This window comes from Vibrio palustris, from assembly GCF_024346995.1.
Taxonomy (GTDB): Bacteria; Pseudomonadota; Gammaproteobacteria; order Enterobacterales; family Vibrionaceae; genus Vibrio; species Vibrio palustris.
Genome location: NZ_AP024887.1, coordinates 44195 through 61710 on the forward strand (window position 1 = coordinate 44195; position 17516 = coordinate 61710).

The following is a 17516-nucleotide window of genomic DNA, read 5'->3' on the forward strand; positions in this document are numbered from 1 at the left end:
GATGATGGATATCTTGATGTATCTTTTTGAAACCTACATCCATAGTGATGCTGAGTTGCAAGTCGATCAAGATGAGCTCGAAGAAGAGCTTGTGCGAGCAGGTTTTCATAAGAAAGACATCTATAAAGCTCTTAATTGGTTAGAAGAGTTAGCGGCTTTACAGCAAACAGAAGGTCATAAGGCACTGACTGTCAGTGCAGCAACATCGGTACGTATTTTTGCTCCGAAAGAAATGCTGCGGTTAGATGTGGAATGCCGTGGTTTTATCTTGTTCCTTGAACAAATAAAAGTGTTAACACCTGAAACACGAGAAATGGTTATTGACCGTATTATGGGGTTAGAAACCAATGAATTTGGTTTGGATGATTTGAAATGGATCATTCTCATGGTGCTATTTAATGTGCCTGGTAACGAAAACGCTTATACGCTGATGGAAGAACTGCTATACAGCAAAGAGCAAGGCATTCTTCATTAGGTAATAATAGGTTTATGAGCGGTAAAATCGATCCCAAACTTTTTTCACACTCAGGACAGGCCGCTTCTCAAGAGTCTTGTCCTCAGTGTGATCATGAATTAGTGATACGACATGGCAAACGAGGCCCATTTTTAGGGTGCAGCCAATATCCAGAGTGTGACTACATTAAACCACTCCATCAAAACGATGGTCATATCATTAAAGAATTGGGCGTACCTTGTTCGGAGTGTGGTCACGAGCTGGTGTTGCGTCAAGGTCGGTACGGTATGTTTATTGGGTGTAGTCATTATCCTGAATGTCATCATATCGAATCACTTGACGGTGATGATTCCGGTACGGAACCAAAAGTAGAGCTGACTTGCCCAGAATGCGGTGATGGACATTTGATTGAGCGTAAAAATCGTTTTGGGAAAATGTTTTATGCGTGTAGCGGTTATCCTAAATGTAAGTTTGCCGTTAATCTTCCTCCTATAAAGGGGACATGCCAAGCATGTGGGTTTGGTTTGCTGGTTGAAAAGAAAACCGCTGCGGGTATTAAGCATCAATGCGCCAATCGTCAATGTGGTCATTATCAGACAAATGATGGTGATTCTTTAGAGTAATAGAATAAAAAACGGCGCCAATGAGCGCCGTTTTTTATGTTGATGACAACATCAGTCTTGTATGTCGTGCGCGATTTGGTGCACGGCAGGAAAGGCCGCTTTATCTAAGTACTTAGCAATTTCACACAGTTTACGCTGCAATTGTCCTGGGTAATCTGCGGTTAAATTAATGTGACCCATCTTGCGTCCCGGGCGTTGGCTTTTTCCATACCAATGAATGTGACACCCTTCCATCGCCATAATCTCAGGCGGTAACGAATCTTCGCCAAGAATATTAATCATCGCCGTTTCGCGAACAAGCTTGGTGCTGCCTAAAGGCAAGCCGCAAACAGCACGAAGATGATTTTCAAATTGACAGATTTCAGCCCCTTGCTGAGTCCAGTGACCAGAGTTATGCACACGTGGCGCAATCTCATTAACCAGTAGATCGCCATCAATATCAAAAAACTCCAGAGCAAGCACACCCACATAATCTAAACTATCGGCTACCGCGGCAAACATGGTTTCTGCTTGAGTTTGCAATTGAGGTGCATCAATGGCCGTGGATAAACTCAGAACACCACCAATATGGATATTTTCTGCTAATGGGTAAGTTTCAATATCCCCTTGATGATTGCGAGCTCCCACCAAAGAAACTTCACGCTGAAATGGCACAAACTGTTCGGCGACAATGGCTTGTTGTTTCGAGTCATTCAGGCACGCTTGCATCTCCGTCCAAATAGCACCGGCTTGTGCTCGGTCTTTTAAGCGCCATTGACCTTTACCATCATAACCGCCAAGTGCGCTTTTCAGCACCATGGGGATCCCCACAGTTTCTATTGCTTGATCAAAATCTGCACGAGTATTAATAATGGCATAAGCTGCGTTTCTTACTCCGGCCCCATCAAGTAGTGTTTTTTCGATGCGGCGATCGCCACCGGCTTTTATCGCGAGTGATGTTGGGAAAAATTTGCCGCTTTGCTCACAAATTTCCAGAATATCATGGGGAATATGCTCAAACTCAGCGGTAATGACATCTGCATCTGCAATGGCTTGTTCGAGCGTCTGCGGTCTAGCAACTTGCGTAAGTGGGTGAACCACAGTACATGTCGTGACATCGTAGGCGGTCAATGTAAGGTTAAGTGGCGCACCAGCCAGAGACATCATGCGAGCCAGTTGACCCGCACCTAAAACCAATACATGCATGCCTTATTCCTCTTCAGGGTTCGGATTAGCTAGAACCGTGTTAGTTTGCTCGGTACGAAATGCTTCAACTTTTGCCATGACAGCTTCATCATGGGTGCCAATGATTTGCGCGGCAAGAATACCGGCATTAGCAGCGCCAGCATCACCAATTGCCAGCGTGCCGACAGCAATACCTTTTGGCATCTGCACGATAGAAAGTAGAGAATCCATTCCTTTTAAAGCGCGTGATTTAACAGGAACGCCGAGAACGGGAATACTGGTGTAGGCCGCGGTCATTCCCGGTAAATGAGCGGCGCCGCCTGCACCTGCAATAATCACATTGATGCCACGTTCTTTCGCACTGGTGGCGTAGTCTGCAAGAAGTTGAGGGGTGCGATGCGCAGATACGACTTTTGTTTCGTACGGCACACCAAACTTATCTAGCATTTCTGCTGCGAGTTTCATGGTTGGCCAATCTGACTTTGAACCCATGATAATTCCAACTTTCATCTCCAACTCCTGTAAACCTTTTAATAAATAAGCGAACTGAACGTATTATACGAGGATTTTTTCTTCAAGCAAACGTTTGCGCTTGCGGTTGTCATCTCATTTTCTATTACACGTAATTTGCTTTCGCTGATCAAACGAATAATTTGTAAACTAGAGAGAGAATTCTAAAACTTAGTAGGTCAGGCCGTGAATAATATACAAGAGTCGGTGTGTGCATTAACACGTGGTGAGGTGATTGCTTATCCAACCGAAGGTGTATTTGGTGTAGGATGTGATCCAGATAATTCATCGGCTATACAAAAGCTTCTGACACTCAAGCAACGCTCAAAAGAGAAAGGACTGATTTTAATCGCGGCCAGTTACGCGCAGTTGTTACCCTACATTAATGAAGACTTGCTGACGCCAGCGCAGTGTGAACATGTAAAACAGAGTTGGCCAGGCCCTGTAACTTGGATCATGCCTGCTAGTGCCCAAACGTCTCAATGGGTACGAGGACAATTTGATACGGTTGCTGTGCGTGTTACGGATCACCCTTTAGTTCAGGCGTTGTGTCAATCTTATGGAAAACCGATTACATCCACGAGTGCCAACTTGTCAGGACTCCCTCCATGTATGACTGCCGTTGAGGTTGCCGAACAATTACACCATGGCCTTGGGGCAATACTAGAAGGAAGCACTGGTGGTCGAGAGAAGCCGACAGAAATTCGTGATGCGCAAACACTACATATATTAAGGCAGGGTTAGGCGCGCAGGCCTCCCTATGAAGGAGATATCGATGACAGTAGTTAATAAAGAAGCCGTCAAAATATTTTTGATGTCTTTACAAGATGATATTTGTCGCCAGTTAGAGACGGTCGATGGTAAATCTGTATTTAAAGAAGATGCGTGGACACGCGAGCCCGGAGAGAGGCTCGGGGGAGGAGGACGTTCACGTGTTATGACTGAGGGCAACACTTTTGAGCAGGGGGGAGTTAACTTCTCTCATGTGACAGGTAAGCAACTTCCTGCATCAGCGACAGCCCATCGTCCTGAATTAGCCGGGCGCAGTTTTGAAGCCATGGGCGTATCATTAGTAATCCATCCTAATAACCCTTATGTGCCGACATCCCATGCCAACGTGCGTTTCTTTATAGCAGAGAAAGAAGGAGAAGAGCCTGTTTGGTGGTTTGGTGGTGGATTCGATTTAACGCCATTTTATCCGTTTGCCGAAGATTGTCAGTTTTGGCATCAAACGGCGAAAGACTTGTGTGCGCCATTTGGTGATAACGTCTACAGTGAGCATAAAGAATGGTGTGATAAATACTTCTATTTACCTCATCGAGAAGAAAATCGCGGAATTGGGGGCTTATTCTTTGATGATCTCAATGAATGGGGTTTTGAGGCTTGCTTTGCCTACATGCAAGCTGTTGGCGAAGGGTTTACGCAAGCCTATATACCCATTGTAGAGCAACGCAAAGCACACGCTTTTGGTGAACGTGAAAGGCAGTTCCAATTGTATCGCCGTGGGCGTTATGTGGAGTTTAATCTCGTCTATGATCGCGGTACTTTATTTGGTTTGCAATCGGGTGGGCGCACGGAGTCTATATTAATGTCGATGCCACCGATGGTGCGTTGGGAATATAACTATCAACCAGAACCCGGTAGCCCAGAAGCTCAATTAAGTGAGTTTCTTACGCCTAAGGCATGGTAATAGACCCACCATAAGTAATAGGGTCTAATAATGATGGCTCCAGTTGAATGAAGGTACACTATGGACAGTTATAATGATCAATATGCCGTGTTCGGTAACCCTATTGGGCACAGCCAGTCTCCATTTATTCACACATTGTTTGCTCGGCAGACCGATCAAGCAATGGTATATACAGCCGAATTGGCGCCGATTGATGGATTTGTGCAAGCGATGAATGCCTTTTTTGCTGAAGGTGGCAAAGGGTGCAATATTACGGTGCCTTTTAAAGAAGAAGCATATCAATACGCAGATCGCCTTACTGAACGTGCTCGGTTAGCGGGGGCAGTGAATACATTAAAGTATCTAGATGACGGTGGTATTCTCGGAGACAACACCGATGGTGAAGGTTTAGTACAAGATTTGTTAATGAACCAAGTGCTGGTAAAGAATAAAAAGATTCTACTCATTGGGGCTGGTGGTGCGGCGCGTGGTGTCTTAAAGCCGCTTTTGGATCAAGCGCCTCAACATATTACTATAGTGAATCGTACTTTAAATAAAGCCCAGCAACTTGCTGAGCAGTTTTGTGAATATGGCTCGGTCAGTGCATTACCAATAGATGATGCCTCAGAGCCATTCGATATCATTATCAATTCAACGTCTGCTAGCTTGGACGGTAAACTACCTGCCGTTGCTTCCAGCATTGTGTCTAAATCGACAGTAAGTTATGACATGATGTATGGCAAAGGACTTACCATCTTTAACCAATGGGCGGTCGATTGTGGCTGTGTAAAAACATTGGATGGGTTAGGTATGTTAGTCGGGCAAGCTGCAGAGAGTTTTATGCTATGGCGAGGCCTACGTCCGGGCGCTCGACAAATCTTATTAGAATTACGTCGTAATTTAGAAGGGTAACCATGAACCAATCAGTTTTATTTTCCGACATGAAAACGTGGGATGAGCAGCGTCAAAGTATTTATTTTACGGCGCAGCAAGGCGGCGCATTAATTGATTGTTGGATAAACAAGGCAGGACTTGAAGCTTTATCCCAAAAGCCGGTGCTTGATGGTCCTCAAGCAATACAACGATTTGAAGAATGTCGTTTTGATATTGAAGACCTGGCACAAGAGCAAATAGAAGATGAAGCCTATAACGAAGCAGGTGAAATAGAGGTGATTATTTCACTGGCTTAACTTCGGTTAAGAATACTTGCTTATTGATAACGTAGTTTTGAGCGGATTGAGGTAAAAAAGTCAGTTCTTTTTCTGTTAGTGGGCGAGCCTGTTTGACTGGGCTGCCCATATAAAGATAGCCGCTGTGTAATGTTTTCCCTGGAGGAACCAAAGAGCCTGCCCCAATCATCACATCTTCCTCTATGATGGCACCATCAAGAACAATGGTTCCCATGCCCACTAAAACGCGGTCATGAATCGTACATCCATGTAGCATGACTTTATGACCTACCGTTACATCGTTACCTATTAGTAATGGGTGGCCTGCGGGGTTATCGGCATTTTTATGAGTCACATGCAAAATACTACCATCTTGAATATTGGTACGTTCGCCGATGCGAATATGATTGACGTCGCCACGTGCGGCGACTAATGGCCAAATACTCGAATCATCACCTACATAAATATCACCGACAATGATGGCACTCTCATCTATATAGACATCTTTGCCTAGTTGAGGGCATATACCTTGATAACTTCTGATTGAATTCATGCTTATTCCTATGCAATTCCCTTGTGGATTCTCATAATAATGGTGTTTTTTGGTTACAAATAGCCCGTTAAGCATAAAAAACGTTCAAACAAATAAAAAATGTGAAAAAACCGCAAAAAGCGCTTGCCAATGTGAGCTCGATCTCTATAATGCCCCCTCGCTGACACGGGAAAGCTTCAATAAGTAATTCAAGTGGTTAGCAAGGTTATTCAAATAGCTGAAAAGCTTAAAAAGAAATTTTAAAAAAGTGTTTGACACAAACTTTAAAATATATAGAATAGCCGCCTCTTTCGCAGTAACTCAAATTACTTAGAAAGAAAGCTCTTTAACAATTTAAACCTATCAATCTGTGTGGGCACTCGTTGATGATAATCAATAGTTTCTTCGGAAACAAAATTGGTTTCAATGAACTGAGTGACCAATCGAGATTAACTTCGGTTAGTCTTGGCACAGTCAATTCATTATCATTCTGTTGGAATGATAATAGCTTTAAGATTACATGTTTGTTTTTAAACAAATATTAGTTTTGAAGTCAGTATTCATTGAGCCGAAAAAACTTTAATTGAAGAGTTTGATCATGGCTCAGATTGAACGCTGGCGGCAGGCCTAACACATGCAAGTCGAGCGGTAACATTTCTAGCTTGCTAGAAGATGACGAGCGGCGGACGGGTGAGTAATGCCTGGGAAATTGCCTTGATGTGGGGGATAACCATTGGAAACGATGGCTAATACCGCATAATGCCTTCGGGCCAAAGAGGGGGACCTTCGGGCCTCTCGCGTCAAGATATGCCCAGGTGAGATTAGCTTGTTGGTGAGGTAAGAGCTCACCAAGGCGACGATCTCTAGCTGGTCTGAGAGGATGATCAGCCACATTGGGACTGAGACACGGCCCAAACTCCTACGGGAGGCAGCAGTGGGGAATATTGCACAATGGGCGCAAGCCTGATGCAGCCATGCCGCGTGTATGAAGAAGGCCTTCGGGTTGTAAAGTACTTTCAGCAGTGAGGAAGGGGTAACGTTGAATAGACGTTATTCTTGACGTTAGCTGCAGAAGAAGCACCGGCTAACTCCGTGCCAGCAGCCGCGGTAATACGGAGGGTGCGAGCGTTAATCGGAATTACTGGGCGTAAAGCGCATGCAGGTGGTCTGTTAAGTCAGATGTGAAAGCCCGAGGCTTAACCTCGGAATTGCATTTGAAACTGGCAGGCTAGAGTACTGTAGAGGGGGGTAGAATTTCAGGTGTAGCGGTGAAATGCGTAGAGATCTGAAGGAATACCAGTGGCGAAGGCGGCCCCCTGGACAGATACTGACACTCAGATGCGAAAGCGTGGGGAGCAAACAGGATTAGATACCCTGGTAGTCCACGCCGTAAACGATGTCTACTTGAAGGTTGTGGCCTTGAGCCGTGGCTTTCGGAGCTAACGCGTTAAGTAGACCGCCTGGGGAGTACGGTCGCAAGATTAAAACTCAAATGAATTGACGGGGGCCCGCACAAGCGGTGGAGCATGTGGTTTAATTCGATGCAACGCGAAGAACCTTACCTACTCTTGACATCCAGAGAACTTTCCAGAGATGGATTGGTGCCTTCGGGAACTCTGAGACAGGTGCTGCATGGCTGTCGTCAGCTCGTGTTGTGAAATGTTGGGTTAAGTCCCGTAACGAGCGCAACCCTTATCCTTGATTGCCAGCACGTAATGGTGGGAACTTCAGGGAGACTGCCGGTGATAAACCGGAGGAAGGTGGGGACGACGTCAAGTCATCATGGCCCTTACGAGTAGGGCTACACACGTGCTACAATGGCGCATACAGAGGGTTGCCAACTTGCGAAAGTGAGCGAATCCCAAAAAGTGCGTCGTAGTCCGGATTGGAGTCTGCAACTCGACTCCATGAAGTCGGAATCGCTAGTAATCGTGAATCAGAATGTCACGGTGAATACGTTCCCGGGCCTTGTACACACCGCCCGTCACACCATGGGAGTGGGCTGCAAAAGAAGCAGGTAGTTTAACCTTCGGGGGGACGCTTGCCACTTTGTGGTTCATGACTGGGGTGAAGTCGTAACAAGGTAGCGCTAGGGGAACCTGGCGCTGGATCACCTCCTTAATACGAATGATTATTGCGATGAGTGCTCACACAGATTGATATGGTTTAGACAAAGCAAAAGAGTATCTTAGTGTCCCGTTCGTCTAGAGGCCTAGGACACCGCCCTTTCACGGCGGTAACAGGGGTTCGACTCCCCTACGGGATACCATTGGGTCGTTAGCTCAGTTGGTAGAGCAGTTGACTTTTAATCAATTGGTCGCAGGTTCGAATCCTGCACGACCCACCATTCCTTCCATGGGAATTAAAATACAATGGGCGATTAGCTCAGTTGGGAGAGCACCTGCCTTACAAGCAGGGGGTCACTGGTTCGAACCCGGTATCGCCCACCACTCTCTAAATATTTTTGGATCTTTCTTCCAAACCACTACCGAAACGTGCGTGGTTGGAATTTGTGACGCTGAAAATCTTTAGAAAGTGTATTTTATAAGAAAATACTCTGCTCTTTAAAAATTTGGAAAGCTGACAAAATAATCGTATTTAGCGATAAATATGAATTATTTGTAAAAGTTCTCAATGTTTGTTGTATCAATTGATATGAACAAACACCAAACACATTCAAGTGTTCTTGGAAAATCATGCTCTATTAATAGAGTGTGTATTCAAAATTGAGTCCGGCAATATCGAGTCTGCAACATGTATAAAAATGCAGACAAACCTTGGTGACTTTGTTCATCAATCCAAAACTTTTTTGGGTTGTATGGTTAAGTGACTAAGCGTACACGGTGGATGCCTTGGCAGTCAGAGGCGATGAAGGACGTATTAACTTGCGATAAGCGTAGATGAGGCAGTAAAAGCCACTCGAGTCTACGATTTCCGAATGGGGAAACCCAACTGCATAAGCAGTTATCGTTGCGTGAATACATAGCGTAACGAGGCGAACCGGGAGAACTGAAACATCTAAGTACCCCGAGGAAAAGAAATCAACCGAGATTCTGGAAGTAGCGGCGAGCGAAACCGGATTAGCCCTTAAGCTTTTTATGCGTCAGGTGAAGTGTCTGGAAAGGCACGCGATACAGGGTGATAGCCCCGTAACCGGCAACGTATTTAAGGTGAAATCGAGTAAGGCGGGACACGTGATATCCTGTCTGAATATGGGGGGACCATCCTCCAAGGCTAAATACTCCTGACTGACCGATAGTGAACCAGTACCGTGAGGGAAAGGCGAAAAGAACCCCTGTGAGGGGAGTGAAATAGAACCTGAAACCGTGTACGTACAAGCAGTAGGAGCCTCTTTTATGGGGTGACTGCGTACCTTTTGTATAATGGGTCAGCGACTTATATTCAGTGGCAAGGTTAACCGTTTAGGGGAGCCGTAGCGAAAGCGAGTCTTAACTGGGCGCACAGTCTCTGGATATAGACCCGAAACCGAGTGATCTAGCCATGGGCAGGTTGAAGATTGAGTAACATCAATTGGAGGACCGAACCGACTAATGTTGAAAAATTAGCGGATGACTTGTGGCTAGGGGTGAAAGGCCAATCAAACTCGGAGATAGCTGGTTCTCCCCGAAAGCTATTTAGGTAGCGCCTCGGACGAATACTACTGGGGGTAGAGCACTGTTAAGACTAGGGGGTCATCCCGACTTACCAACTCTTTGCAAACTCCGAATACCAGTAAGTACTATCCGGGAGACACACGGCGGGTGCTAACGTCCGTCGTGGAGAGGGAAACAACCCAGACCGCCAGCTAAGGTCCCAAATTATTACTAAGTGGGAAACGATGTGGGAAGGCTCAGACAGCTAGGATGTTGGCTTAGAAGCAGCCATCATTTAAAGAAAGCGTAATAGCTCACTAGTCGAGTCGGCCTGCGCGGAAGATGTAACGGGGCTAAGTAATAAACCGAAGCTGCGGCAATATTCCTTTTGGAATGTTGGGTAGGGGAGCGTTCTGTAAGCCGTTGAAGGTGGATTGAGAAGTCTGCTGGAGGTATCAGAAGTGCGAATGCTGACATGAGTAACGATAATGGGGGTGAAAAACCCCCACGCCGGAAGACCAAGGGTTCCTGTCCAACGTTAATCGGGGCAGGGTAAGTCGACCCCTAAGGCGAGGCTGAAAAGCGTAGTCGATGGGAAACGGGTTAATATTCCCGTACTTCTTACAATTGCGATGGGGGGACGGAGAAGGCTAGGTGGGCCTGGCGATGGTTGTCCAGGTTCAAGTGCGTAGGCTGAGTATTTAGGTAAATCCGGATACTCATTAGGTCGAGACACGACGTCGAGCACCCAAGGGTGTGAAGTCATTGATGCCATGCTTCCAGGAAAAGCCTCTAAGCTTCAGATTGTAAGGAATCGTACCCCAAACCGACACAGGTGGTCGGGTAGAGAATACCAAGGCGCTTGAGAGAACTCGGGTGAAGGAACTAGGCAAAATGGTACCGTAACTTCGGGAGAAGGTACGCTCTATATAGGTGAAAAGACTTGCTCTTGGAGCCGAAAAGAGTCGCAGATACCAGGTGGCTGCAACTGTTTATTAAAAACACAGCACTGTGCAAAATCGTAAGATGACGTATACGGTGTGACGCCTGCCCGGTGCCGGAAGGTTAATTGATGGGGTTAGACTTCGGTCGACGCTCTTGATCGAAGCCCCGGTAAACGGCGGCCGTAACTATAACGGTCCTAAGGTAGCGAAATTCCTTGTCGGGTAAGTTCCGACCTGCACGAATGGCGTAATGATGGCCACGCTGTCTCCACCCGAGACTCAGTGAAATTGAAATCGCTGTGAAGATGCAGTGTACCCGCGGCTAGACGGAAAGACCCCGTGAACCTTTACTACAGCTTGGCACTGAACATTGAACCTACATGTGTAGGATAGGTGGGAGGCTTTGATATGCAGACGCTAGTTTGCATGGAGCCGTCCTTGAAATACCACCCTTGTAGTTTTGATGTTCTAACTTGGTTCCCTTATCGGGAATGAGGACAGTGCCTGGTGGGTAGTTTGACTGGGGCGGTCTCCTCCCAAAGAGTAACGGAGGAGCACGAAGGTGGGCTAATCACGGTTGGACATCGTGAGGTTAGTGCAATGGCATAAGCCCGCTTAACTGCGAGAATGACAATTCGAGCAGGTGCGAAAGCAGGTCATAGTGATCCGGTGGTTCTGAATGGAAGGGCCATCGCTCAACGGATAAAAGGTACTCCGGGGATAACAGGCTGATACCGCCCAAGAGTTCATATCGACGGCGGTGTTTGGCACCTCGATGTCGGCTCATCACATCCTGGGGCTGAAGTCGGTCCCAAGGGTATGGCTGTTCGCCATTTAAAGTGGTACGCGAGCTGGGTTTAGAACGTCGTGAGACAGTTCGGTCCCTATCTGCCGTGGGCGTTGGAGAATTGAAAGGGGCTGCTCCTAGTACGAGAGGACCGGAGTGGACGAACCTCTGGTGTTCGGGTTGTGTCGCCAGACGCATTGCCCGGTAGCTAAGTTCGGGATCGATAACCGCTGAAAGCATCTAAGCGGGAAGCGAGCCTTGAGATGAGTTCTCCCTGGCGCTTTAAGCGTCCTAAAGGGTTGTTCGAGACTAGAACGTTGATAGGCAGGGTGTGTAAGCGTTGTGAGGCGTTGAGCTAACCTGTACTAATCGCCCGTGAGGCTTAACCATACAACACCAAAAAGGTTTTGTAACGGACTCAATATGAGTACTTGAGTGTGTGAGAACGGCTTTTATAGCCACAAAAAACAGCTTTCCAGATTATTGTTATGGCCTTTTGGCGATAACAGAAAGAATTTGCTTGGCGACCATAGCATTTTGGACCCACCTGATCCCATGCCGAACTCAGAAGTGAAACGAAATAGCGCCGATGGTAGTGTGGGGTTTCCCCATGTGAGAGTAGGTCATCGCCAGGCTTTAATATTGCTTGCTTGATGAAAAATCAAGCAAGTCACCATAAAGTTTTAAATTTTTAGAATTTTATGTTGACTTTCAAAGTGGGTAGCGTAATATACGCGTCCTGCCTAAGTGCTAACGCACTGAAAGCAAAGCTCTTTAACAATTTAAACCTATCAATCTGTGTGGGCACTCGTTGATGATAATCAATAGCTTCTTAGGAAGCACAATTGGTTTCAATGAACTGAGTGACCAATCGAGATTAACTGAGTTAATCTTGGCACAGTCAATTCATTATCATTCTGTTGGAATGATAATAGCTTTAAGATTACATGTTTGTTTTTAAACAAATATTAGTTTTGAAGTCAGTATTCATTGAGCCGAAAAAACTTTAATTGAAGAGTTTGATCATGGCTCAGATTGAACGCTGGCGGCAGGCCTAACACATGCAAGTCGAGCGGTAACATTTCTAGCTTGCTAGAAGATGACGAGCGGCGGACGGGTGAGTAATGCCTGGGAAATTGCCTTGATGTGGGGGATAACCATTGGAAACGATGGCTAATACCGCATAATGCCTTCGGGCCAAAGAGGGGGACCTTCGGGCCTCTCGCGTCAAGATATGCCCAGGTGAGATTAGCTTGTTGGTGAGGTAAGAGCTCACCAAGGCGACGATCTCTAGCTGGTCTGAGAGGATGATCAGCCACATTGGGACTGAGACACGGCCCAAACTCCTACGGGAGGCAGCAGTGGGGAATATTGCACAATGGGCGCAAGCCTGATGCAGCCATGCCGCGTGTATGAAGAAGGCCTTCGGGTTGTAAAGTACTTTCAGCAGTGAGGAAGGGGTAACGTTGAATAGACGTTATTCTTGACGTTAGCTGCAGAAGAAGCACCGGCTAACTCCGTGCCAGCAGCCGCGGTAATACGGAGGGTGCGAGCGTTAATCGGAATTACTGGGCGTAAAGCGCATGCAGGTGGTCTGTTAAGTCAGATGTGAAAGCCCGAGGCTTAACCTCGGAATTGCATTTGAAACTGGCAGGCTAGAGTACTGTAGAGGGGGGTAGAATTTCAGGTGTAGCGGTGAAATGCGTAGAGATCTGAAGGAATACCAGTGGCGAAGGCGGCCCCCTGGACAGATACTGACACTCAGATGCGAAAGCGTGGGGAGCAAACAGGATTAGATACCCTGGTAGTCCACGCCGTAAACGATGTCTACTTGAAGGTTGTGGCCTTGAGCCGTGGCTTTCGGAGCTAACGCGTTAAGTAGACCGCCTGGGGAGTACGGTCGCAAGATTAAAACTCAAATGAATTGACGGGGGCCCGCACAAGCGGTGGAGCATGTGGTTTAATTCGATGCAACGCGAAGAACCTTACCTACTCTTGACATCCAGAGAACTTTCCAGAGATGGATTGGTGCCTTCGGGAACTCTGAGACAGGTGCTGCATGGCTGTCGTCAGCTCGTGTTGTGAAATGTTGGGTTAAGTCCCGTAACGAGCGCAACCCTTATCCTTGATTGCCAGCACGTAATGGTGGGAACTTCAGGGAGACTGCCGGTGATAAACCGGAGGAAGGTGGGGACGACGTCAAGTCATCATGGCCCTTACGAGTAGGGCTACACACGTGCTACAATGGCGCATACAGAGGGTTGCCAACTTGCGAAAGTGAGCGAATCCCAAAAAGTGCGTCGTAGTCCGGATTGGAGTCTGCAACTCGACTCCATGAAGTCGGAATCGCTAGTAATCGTGAATCAGAATGTCACGGTGAATACGTTCCCGGGCCTTGTACACACCGCCCGTCACACCATGGGAGTGGGCTGCAAAAGAAGCAGGTAGTTTAACCTTCGGGGGGACGCTTGCCACTTTGTGGTTCATGACTGGGGTGAAGTCGTAACAAGGTAGCGCTAGGGGAACCTGGCGCTGGATCACCTCCTTAATACGAAATGATTATTGCGATGAGTGTTCACACAGATTGATATGGTTTAGTTATAGAGAGCACCGCGTTAAAACCTCTGCCCTCCTTTGATGGCGAGAGACTTTTGTGTCCCGTTCGTCTAGAGGCCTAGGACACCGCCCTTTCACGGCGGTAACAGGGGTTCGACTCCCCTACGGGATACCATCTTTAAGTTTATGAGAAATCGTGCTCTTAAAAATGGTATTTTCGATAGAAGATACACATTGCTCTTTAACAATTTGGAAAGCTGACAAAATAATCGTATTTAGCGATAAATATGAATTATTTGTAAAAGTTCTCAATGTTTGTTGTATCACTTGATACGAACAAACACCAAACACATTCAAGTGTTCTTGGAAAATCACGCTCTTTTAATAGAGTGTGTATTCAAAATTGAGTCCGGCAATATCGAGTCTGCAACATGTATAAAAATGCAGACAAACCTTGGTGACTTTGTTCATCAATCCAAAACTTTTTTGGGTTGTATGGTTAAGTGACTAAGCGTACACGGTGGATGCCTTGGCAGTCAGAGGCGATGAAGGACGTATTAACTTGCGATAAGCGTAGATGAGGCAGTAAAAGCCACTTGAGTCTACGATTTCCGAATGGGGAAACCCAACTGCATAAGCAGTTATCGTTGCGTGAATACATAGCGTAACGAGGCGAACCGGGAGAACTGAAACATCTAAGTACCCCGAGGAAAAGAAATCAACCGAGATTCTGGAAGTAGCGGCGAGCGAAACCGGATTAGCCCTTAAGCTTTTTATGCGTCAGGTGAAGTGTCTGGAAAGGCACGCGATACAGGGTGATAGCCCCGTAACCGGCAACGTATTTAAGGTGAAATCGAGTAAGGCGGGACACGTGATATCCTGTCTGAATATGGGGGGACCATCCTCCAAGGCTAAATACTCCTGACTGACCGATAGTGAACCAGTACCGTGAGGGAAAGGCGAAAAGAACCCCTGTGAGGGGAGTGAAATAGAACCTGAAACCGTGTACGTACAAGCAGTAGGAGCCTCCTTTGTGGGGTGACTGCGTACCTTTTGTATAATGGGTCAGCGACTTATATTCAGTGGCAAGGTTAACCGTTTAGGGGAGCCGTAGCGAAAGCGAGTCTTAACTGGGCGCACAGTCTCTGGATATAGACCCGAAACCGAGTGATCTAGCCATGGGCAGGTTGAAGATTGAGTAACATCAATTGGAGGACCGAACCGACTAATGTTGAAAAATTAGCGGATGACTTGTGGCTAGGGGTGAAAGGCCAATCAAACTCGGAGATAGCTGGTTCTCCCCGAAAGCTATTTAGGTAGCGCCTCGGACGAATACTACTGGGGGTAGAGCACTGTTAAGACTAGGGGGTCATCCCGACTTACCAACTCTTTGCAAACTCCGAATACCAGTAAGTACTATCCGGGAGACACACGGCGGGTGCTAACGTCCGTCGTGGAGAGGGAAACAACCCAGACCGCCAGCTAAGGTCCCAAATTATTACTAAGTGGGAAACGATGTGGGAAGGCTCAGACAGCTAGGATGTTGGCTTAGAAGCAGCCATCATTTAAAGAAAGCGTAATAGCTCACTAGTCGAGTCGGCCTGCGCGGAAGATGTAACGGGGCTAAGTAATAAACCGAAGCTGCGGCAATATTCCTTTTGGAATGTTGGGTAGGGGAGCGTTCTGTAAGCCGTTGAAGGTGGATTGAGAAGTCTGCTGGAGGTATCAGAAGTGCGAATGCTGACATGAGTAACGATAATGGGGGTGAAAAACCCCCACGCCGGAAGACCAAGGGTTCCTGTCCAACGTTAATCGGGGCAGGGTAAGTCGACCCCTAAGGCGAGGCTGAAAAGCGTAGTCGATGGGAAACGGGTTAATATTCCCGTACTTCTTACAATTGCGATGGGGGGACGGAGAAGGCTAGGTGGGCCTGGCGATGGTTGTCCAGGTTCAAGTGCGTAGGCTGAGTATTTAGGTAAATCCGGATACTCATTAGGTCGAGACACGACGTCGAGCACCCAAGGGTGTGAAGTCATTGATGCCATGCTTCCAGGAAAAGCCTCTAAGCTTCAGATTGTAAGGAATCGTACCCCAAACCGACACAGGTGGTCGGGTAGAGAATACCAAGGCGCTTGAGAGAACTCGGGTGAAGGAACTAGGCAAAATGGTACCGTAACTTCGGGAGAAGGTACGCTCTATATAGGTGAAAAGACTTGCTCTTGGAGCCGAAAAGAGTCGCAGATACCAGGTGGCTGCAACTGTTTATTAAAAACACAGCACTGTGCAAAATCGTAAGATGACGTATACGGTGTGACGCCTGCCCGGTGCCGGAAGGTTAATTGATGGGGTTAGACTTCGGTCGACGCTCTTGATCGAAGCCCCGGTAAACGGCGGCCGTAACTATAACGGTCCTAAGGTAGCGAAATTCCTTGTCGGGTAAGTTCCGACCTGCACGAATGGCGTAATGATGGCCACGCTGTCTCCACCCGAGACTCAGTGAAATTGAAATCGCTGTGAAGATGCAGTGTACCCGCGGCTAGACGGAAAGACCCCGTGAACCTTTACTACAGCTTGGCACTGAACATTGAACCTACATGTGTAGGATAGGTGGGAGGCTTTGATATGCAGACGCTAGTTTGCATGGAGCCGTCCTTGAAATACCACCCTTGTAGTTTTGATGTTCTAACTTGGTTCCCTTATCGGGAATGAGGACAGTGCCTGGTGGGTAGTTTGACTGGGGCGGTCTCCTCCCAAAGAGTAACGGAGGAGCACGAAGGTGGGCTAATCACGGTTGGACATCGTGAGGTTAGTGCAATGGCATAAGCCCGCTTAACTGCGAGAATGACAATTCGAGCAGGTGCGAAAGCAGGTCATAGTGATCCGGTGGTTCTGAATGGAAGGGCCATCGCTCAACGGATAAAAGGTACTCCGGGGATAACAGGCTGATACCGCCCAAGAGTTCATATCGACGGCGGTGTTTGGCACCTCGATGTCGGCTCATCACATCCTGGGGCTGAAGTCGGTCCCAAGGGTATGGCTGTTCGCCATTTAAAGTGGTACGCGAGCTGGGTTTAGAACGTCGTGAGACAGTTCGGTCCCTATCTGCCGTGGGCGTTGGAGAATTGAAAGGGGCTGCTCCTAGTACGAGAGGACCGGAGTGGACGAACCTCTGGTGTTCGGGTTGTGTCGCCAGACGCATTGCCCGGTAGCTAAGTTCGGGATCGATAACCGCTGAAAGCATCTAAGCGGGAAGCGAGCCTTGAGATGAGTTCTCCCTGGCGCTTTAAGCGTCCTAAAGGGTTGTTCGAGACTAGAACGTTGATAGGCAGGGTGTGTAAGCGTTGTGAGGCGTTGAGCTAACCTGTACTAATCGCCCGTGAGGCTTAACCATACAACACCAAAAAGGTTTTGTAACGGACTCAATATGAGTACTTGAGTGTGTGAGAACGGCTTTTATAGCCACAAAAAACAGCTTTCCAGATTATTGTTATGGCCTTTGGGCGATAACAGAAAGA

The 17516-nt window shown here is 47.2% G+C and carries 9 protein-coding genes, 4 tRNA genes and 5 rRNA genes; 15 read left to right on the forward strand and 3 right to left on the reverse strand.

The window, feature by feature from the left end:
- Window position 1 precedes the first annotated feature (1 nt).
- Together OCU30_RS00215 and OCU30_RS00220 are read left to right on the forward strand one after the other, a co-directional pair.
- Window positions 2-475 carry a DUF494 family protein gene (locus OCU30_RS00215; RefSeq protein WP_205408834.1) on the forward strand — a complete coding sequence of 158 codons (474 nt, stop codon included), beginning with the start codon at window positions 2-4 and terminating at the stop codon, window positions 473-475.
- A 14-nt stretch (window positions 476-489) separates the two neighbouring features.
- Window positions 490-1077 (forward strand): DNA topoisomerase family protein, encoded by a 588-nt coding sequence (locus OCU30_RS00220; RefSeq protein ID WP_077315210.1) that lies wholly within the window; start codon window positions 490-492, stop codon window positions 1075-1077.
- Window positions 1078-1128: 51 nt separating this feature from the next.
- Here OCU30_RS00220 and OCU30_RS00225 read toward each other — a convergent pair whose 3' ends face one another.
- Both OCU30_RS00225 and purE read right to left on the reverse strand, forming a co-directional pair.
- Window positions 1129-2262: a 5-(carboxyamino)imidazole ribonucleotide synthase gene (locus tag OCU30_RS00225; protein WP_077315209.1), complete on the reverse strand. Its 1134-nt coding sequence runs from the start codon at window positions 2260-2262 to the stop codon at window positions 1129-1131.
- 3 nt (window positions 2263-2265) lie between these two features.
- Window positions 2266-2751 (reverse strand): 5-(carboxyamino)imidazole ribonucleotide mutase, encoded by a 486-nt coding sequence (gene purE, locus OCU30_RS00230; protein WP_077315208.1) that lies wholly within the window; start codon window positions 2749-2751, stop codon window positions 2266-2268.
- A 186-nt stretch (window positions 2752-2937) separates the two neighbouring features.
- On the opposite strand from purE, the gene tsaC reads away from it, so the two are divergent.
- From tsaC to OCU30_RS00250, 4 genes are read left to right on the forward strand one after another with little or no spacing between them, the layout of a single operon-like run.
- Window positions 2938-3495, forward strand: coding sequence for an L-threonylcarbamoyladenylate synthase type 1 TsaC (gene tsaC, locus OCU30_RS00235; RefSeq protein ID WP_077315207.1), 558 nt, complete (start codon window positions 2938-2940; stop codon window positions 3493-3495).
- A 31-nt stretch (window positions 3496-3526) separates the two neighbouring features.
- Entirely contained in the window at window positions 3527-4441 is a 915-nt protein-coding gene (hemF, locus tag OCU30_RS00240) for an oxygen-dependent coproporphyrinogen oxidase (RefSeq protein WP_077315206.1), read from the forward strand.
- A gap of 60 nt (window positions 4442-4501) precedes the next feature.
- A complete protein-coding gene (aroE, locus tag OCU30_RS00245) occupies window positions 4502-5332 on the forward strand; it encodes a shikimate dehydrogenase (protein WP_077315205.1) in 831 nt (276 codons plus the stop codon).
- A 2-nt stretch (window positions 5333-5334) separates the two neighbouring features.
- Window positions 5335-5610, forward strand: coding sequence for a DUF1488 family protein (locus OCU30_RS00250; protein WP_077315204.1), 276 nt, complete (start codon window positions 5335-5337; stop codon window positions 5608-5610).
- On the opposite strand, the gene OCU30_RS00255 is transcribed toward OCU30_RS00250, so the two are convergent.
- Window positions 5594-6142 (reverse strand): gamma carbonic anhydrase family protein, encoded by a 549-nt coding sequence (locus tag OCU30_RS00255; RefSeq protein WP_077315203.1) that lies wholly within the window; start codon window positions 6140-6142, stop codon window positions 5594-5596. The two genes, OCU30_RS00250 and OCU30_RS00255, sit on opposite strands and share 17 nt — an antisense overlap.
- A 559-nt stretch (window positions 6143-6701) precedes the next feature.
- Here OCU30_RS00255 and OCU30_RS00260 point away from each other — a divergent pair.
- From OCU30_RS00260 to OCU30_RS00300, 9 genes are all read left to right on the forward strand, one after another.
- A 16S ribosomal RNA gene (locus OCU30_RS00260) occupies window positions 6702-8242 on the forward strand.
- Window positions 8243-8314: 72 nt separating this feature from the next.
- Window positions 8315-8390 (forward strand) — tRNA-Glu (locus OCU30_RS00265).
- Between the two features lie 2 nt (window positions 8391-8392).
- Window positions 8393-8468, forward strand: a tRNA-Lys gene (locus OCU30_RS00270).
- Window positions 8469-8495: 27 nt separating this feature from the next.
- Window positions 8496-8571, forward strand: a tRNA-Val gene (locus tag OCU30_RS00275).
- A gap of 370 nt (window positions 8572-8941) precedes the next feature.
- Window positions 8942-11835, forward strand: a 23S ribosomal RNA gene (locus tag OCU30_RS00280).
- A 129-nt stretch (window positions 11836-11964) separates the two neighbouring features.
- Window positions 11965-12080, forward strand: a 5S ribosomal RNA gene (gene rrf, locus OCU30_RS00285).
- Window positions 12081-12452: 372 nt separating this feature from the next.
- Window positions 12453-13993 (forward strand): 16S ribosomal RNA (locus tag OCU30_RS00290).
- Window positions 13994-14100: 107 nt separating this feature from the next.
- A tRNA-Glu gene (locus OCU30_RS00295) sits at window positions 14101-14176 on the forward strand.
- Window positions 14177-14498: 322 nt separating this feature from the next.
- Window positions 14499-17392: ribosomal RNA gene (locus OCU30_RS00300) — 23S ribosomal RNA — on the forward strand.
- Together the 16S, 23S and 5S rRNA genes with 4 tRNA genes alongside form the textbook arrangement of a ribosomal RNA operon.
- The last annotated feature ends 124 nt before the right edge of the window (window positions 17393-17516 follow it).

Coding starts and splice junctions, on each gene's coding strand:
- OCU30_RS00225 (WP_077315209.1), bottom strand. CDS start 2,262: ATGCATGTATTGGTTTTAGGTGCGGGTCAACTGGCTCGCATGATGTCT.
- OCU30_RS00215 (WP_205408834.1), top strand. CDS start 2: ATGATGGATATCTTGATGTATCTTTTTGAAACCTACATCCATAGTGAT.
- OCU30_RS00220 (WP_077315210.1), top strand. CDS start 490: ATGAGCGGTAAAATCGATCCCAAACTTTTTTCACACTCAGGACAGGCC.
- aroE (WP_077315205.1), top strand. CDS start 4,502: ATGGACAGTTATAATGATCAATATGCCGTGTTCGGTAACCCTATTGGG.
- OCU30_RS00255 (WP_077315203.1), bottom strand. CDS start 6,142: ATGAATTCAATCAGAAGTTATCAAGGTATATGCCCTCAACTAGGCAAA.
- purE (WP_077315208.1), bottom strand. CDS start 2,751: ATGAAAGTTGGAATTATCATGGGTTCAAAGTCAGATTGGCCAACCATG.
- OCU30_RS00250 (WP_077315204.1), top strand. CDS start 5,335: ATGAACCAATCAGTTTTATTTTCCGACATGAAAACGTGGGATGAGCAG.
- hemF (WP_077315206.1), top strand. CDS start 3,527: ATGACAGTAGTTAATAAAGAAGCCGTCAAAATATTTTTGATGTCTTTA.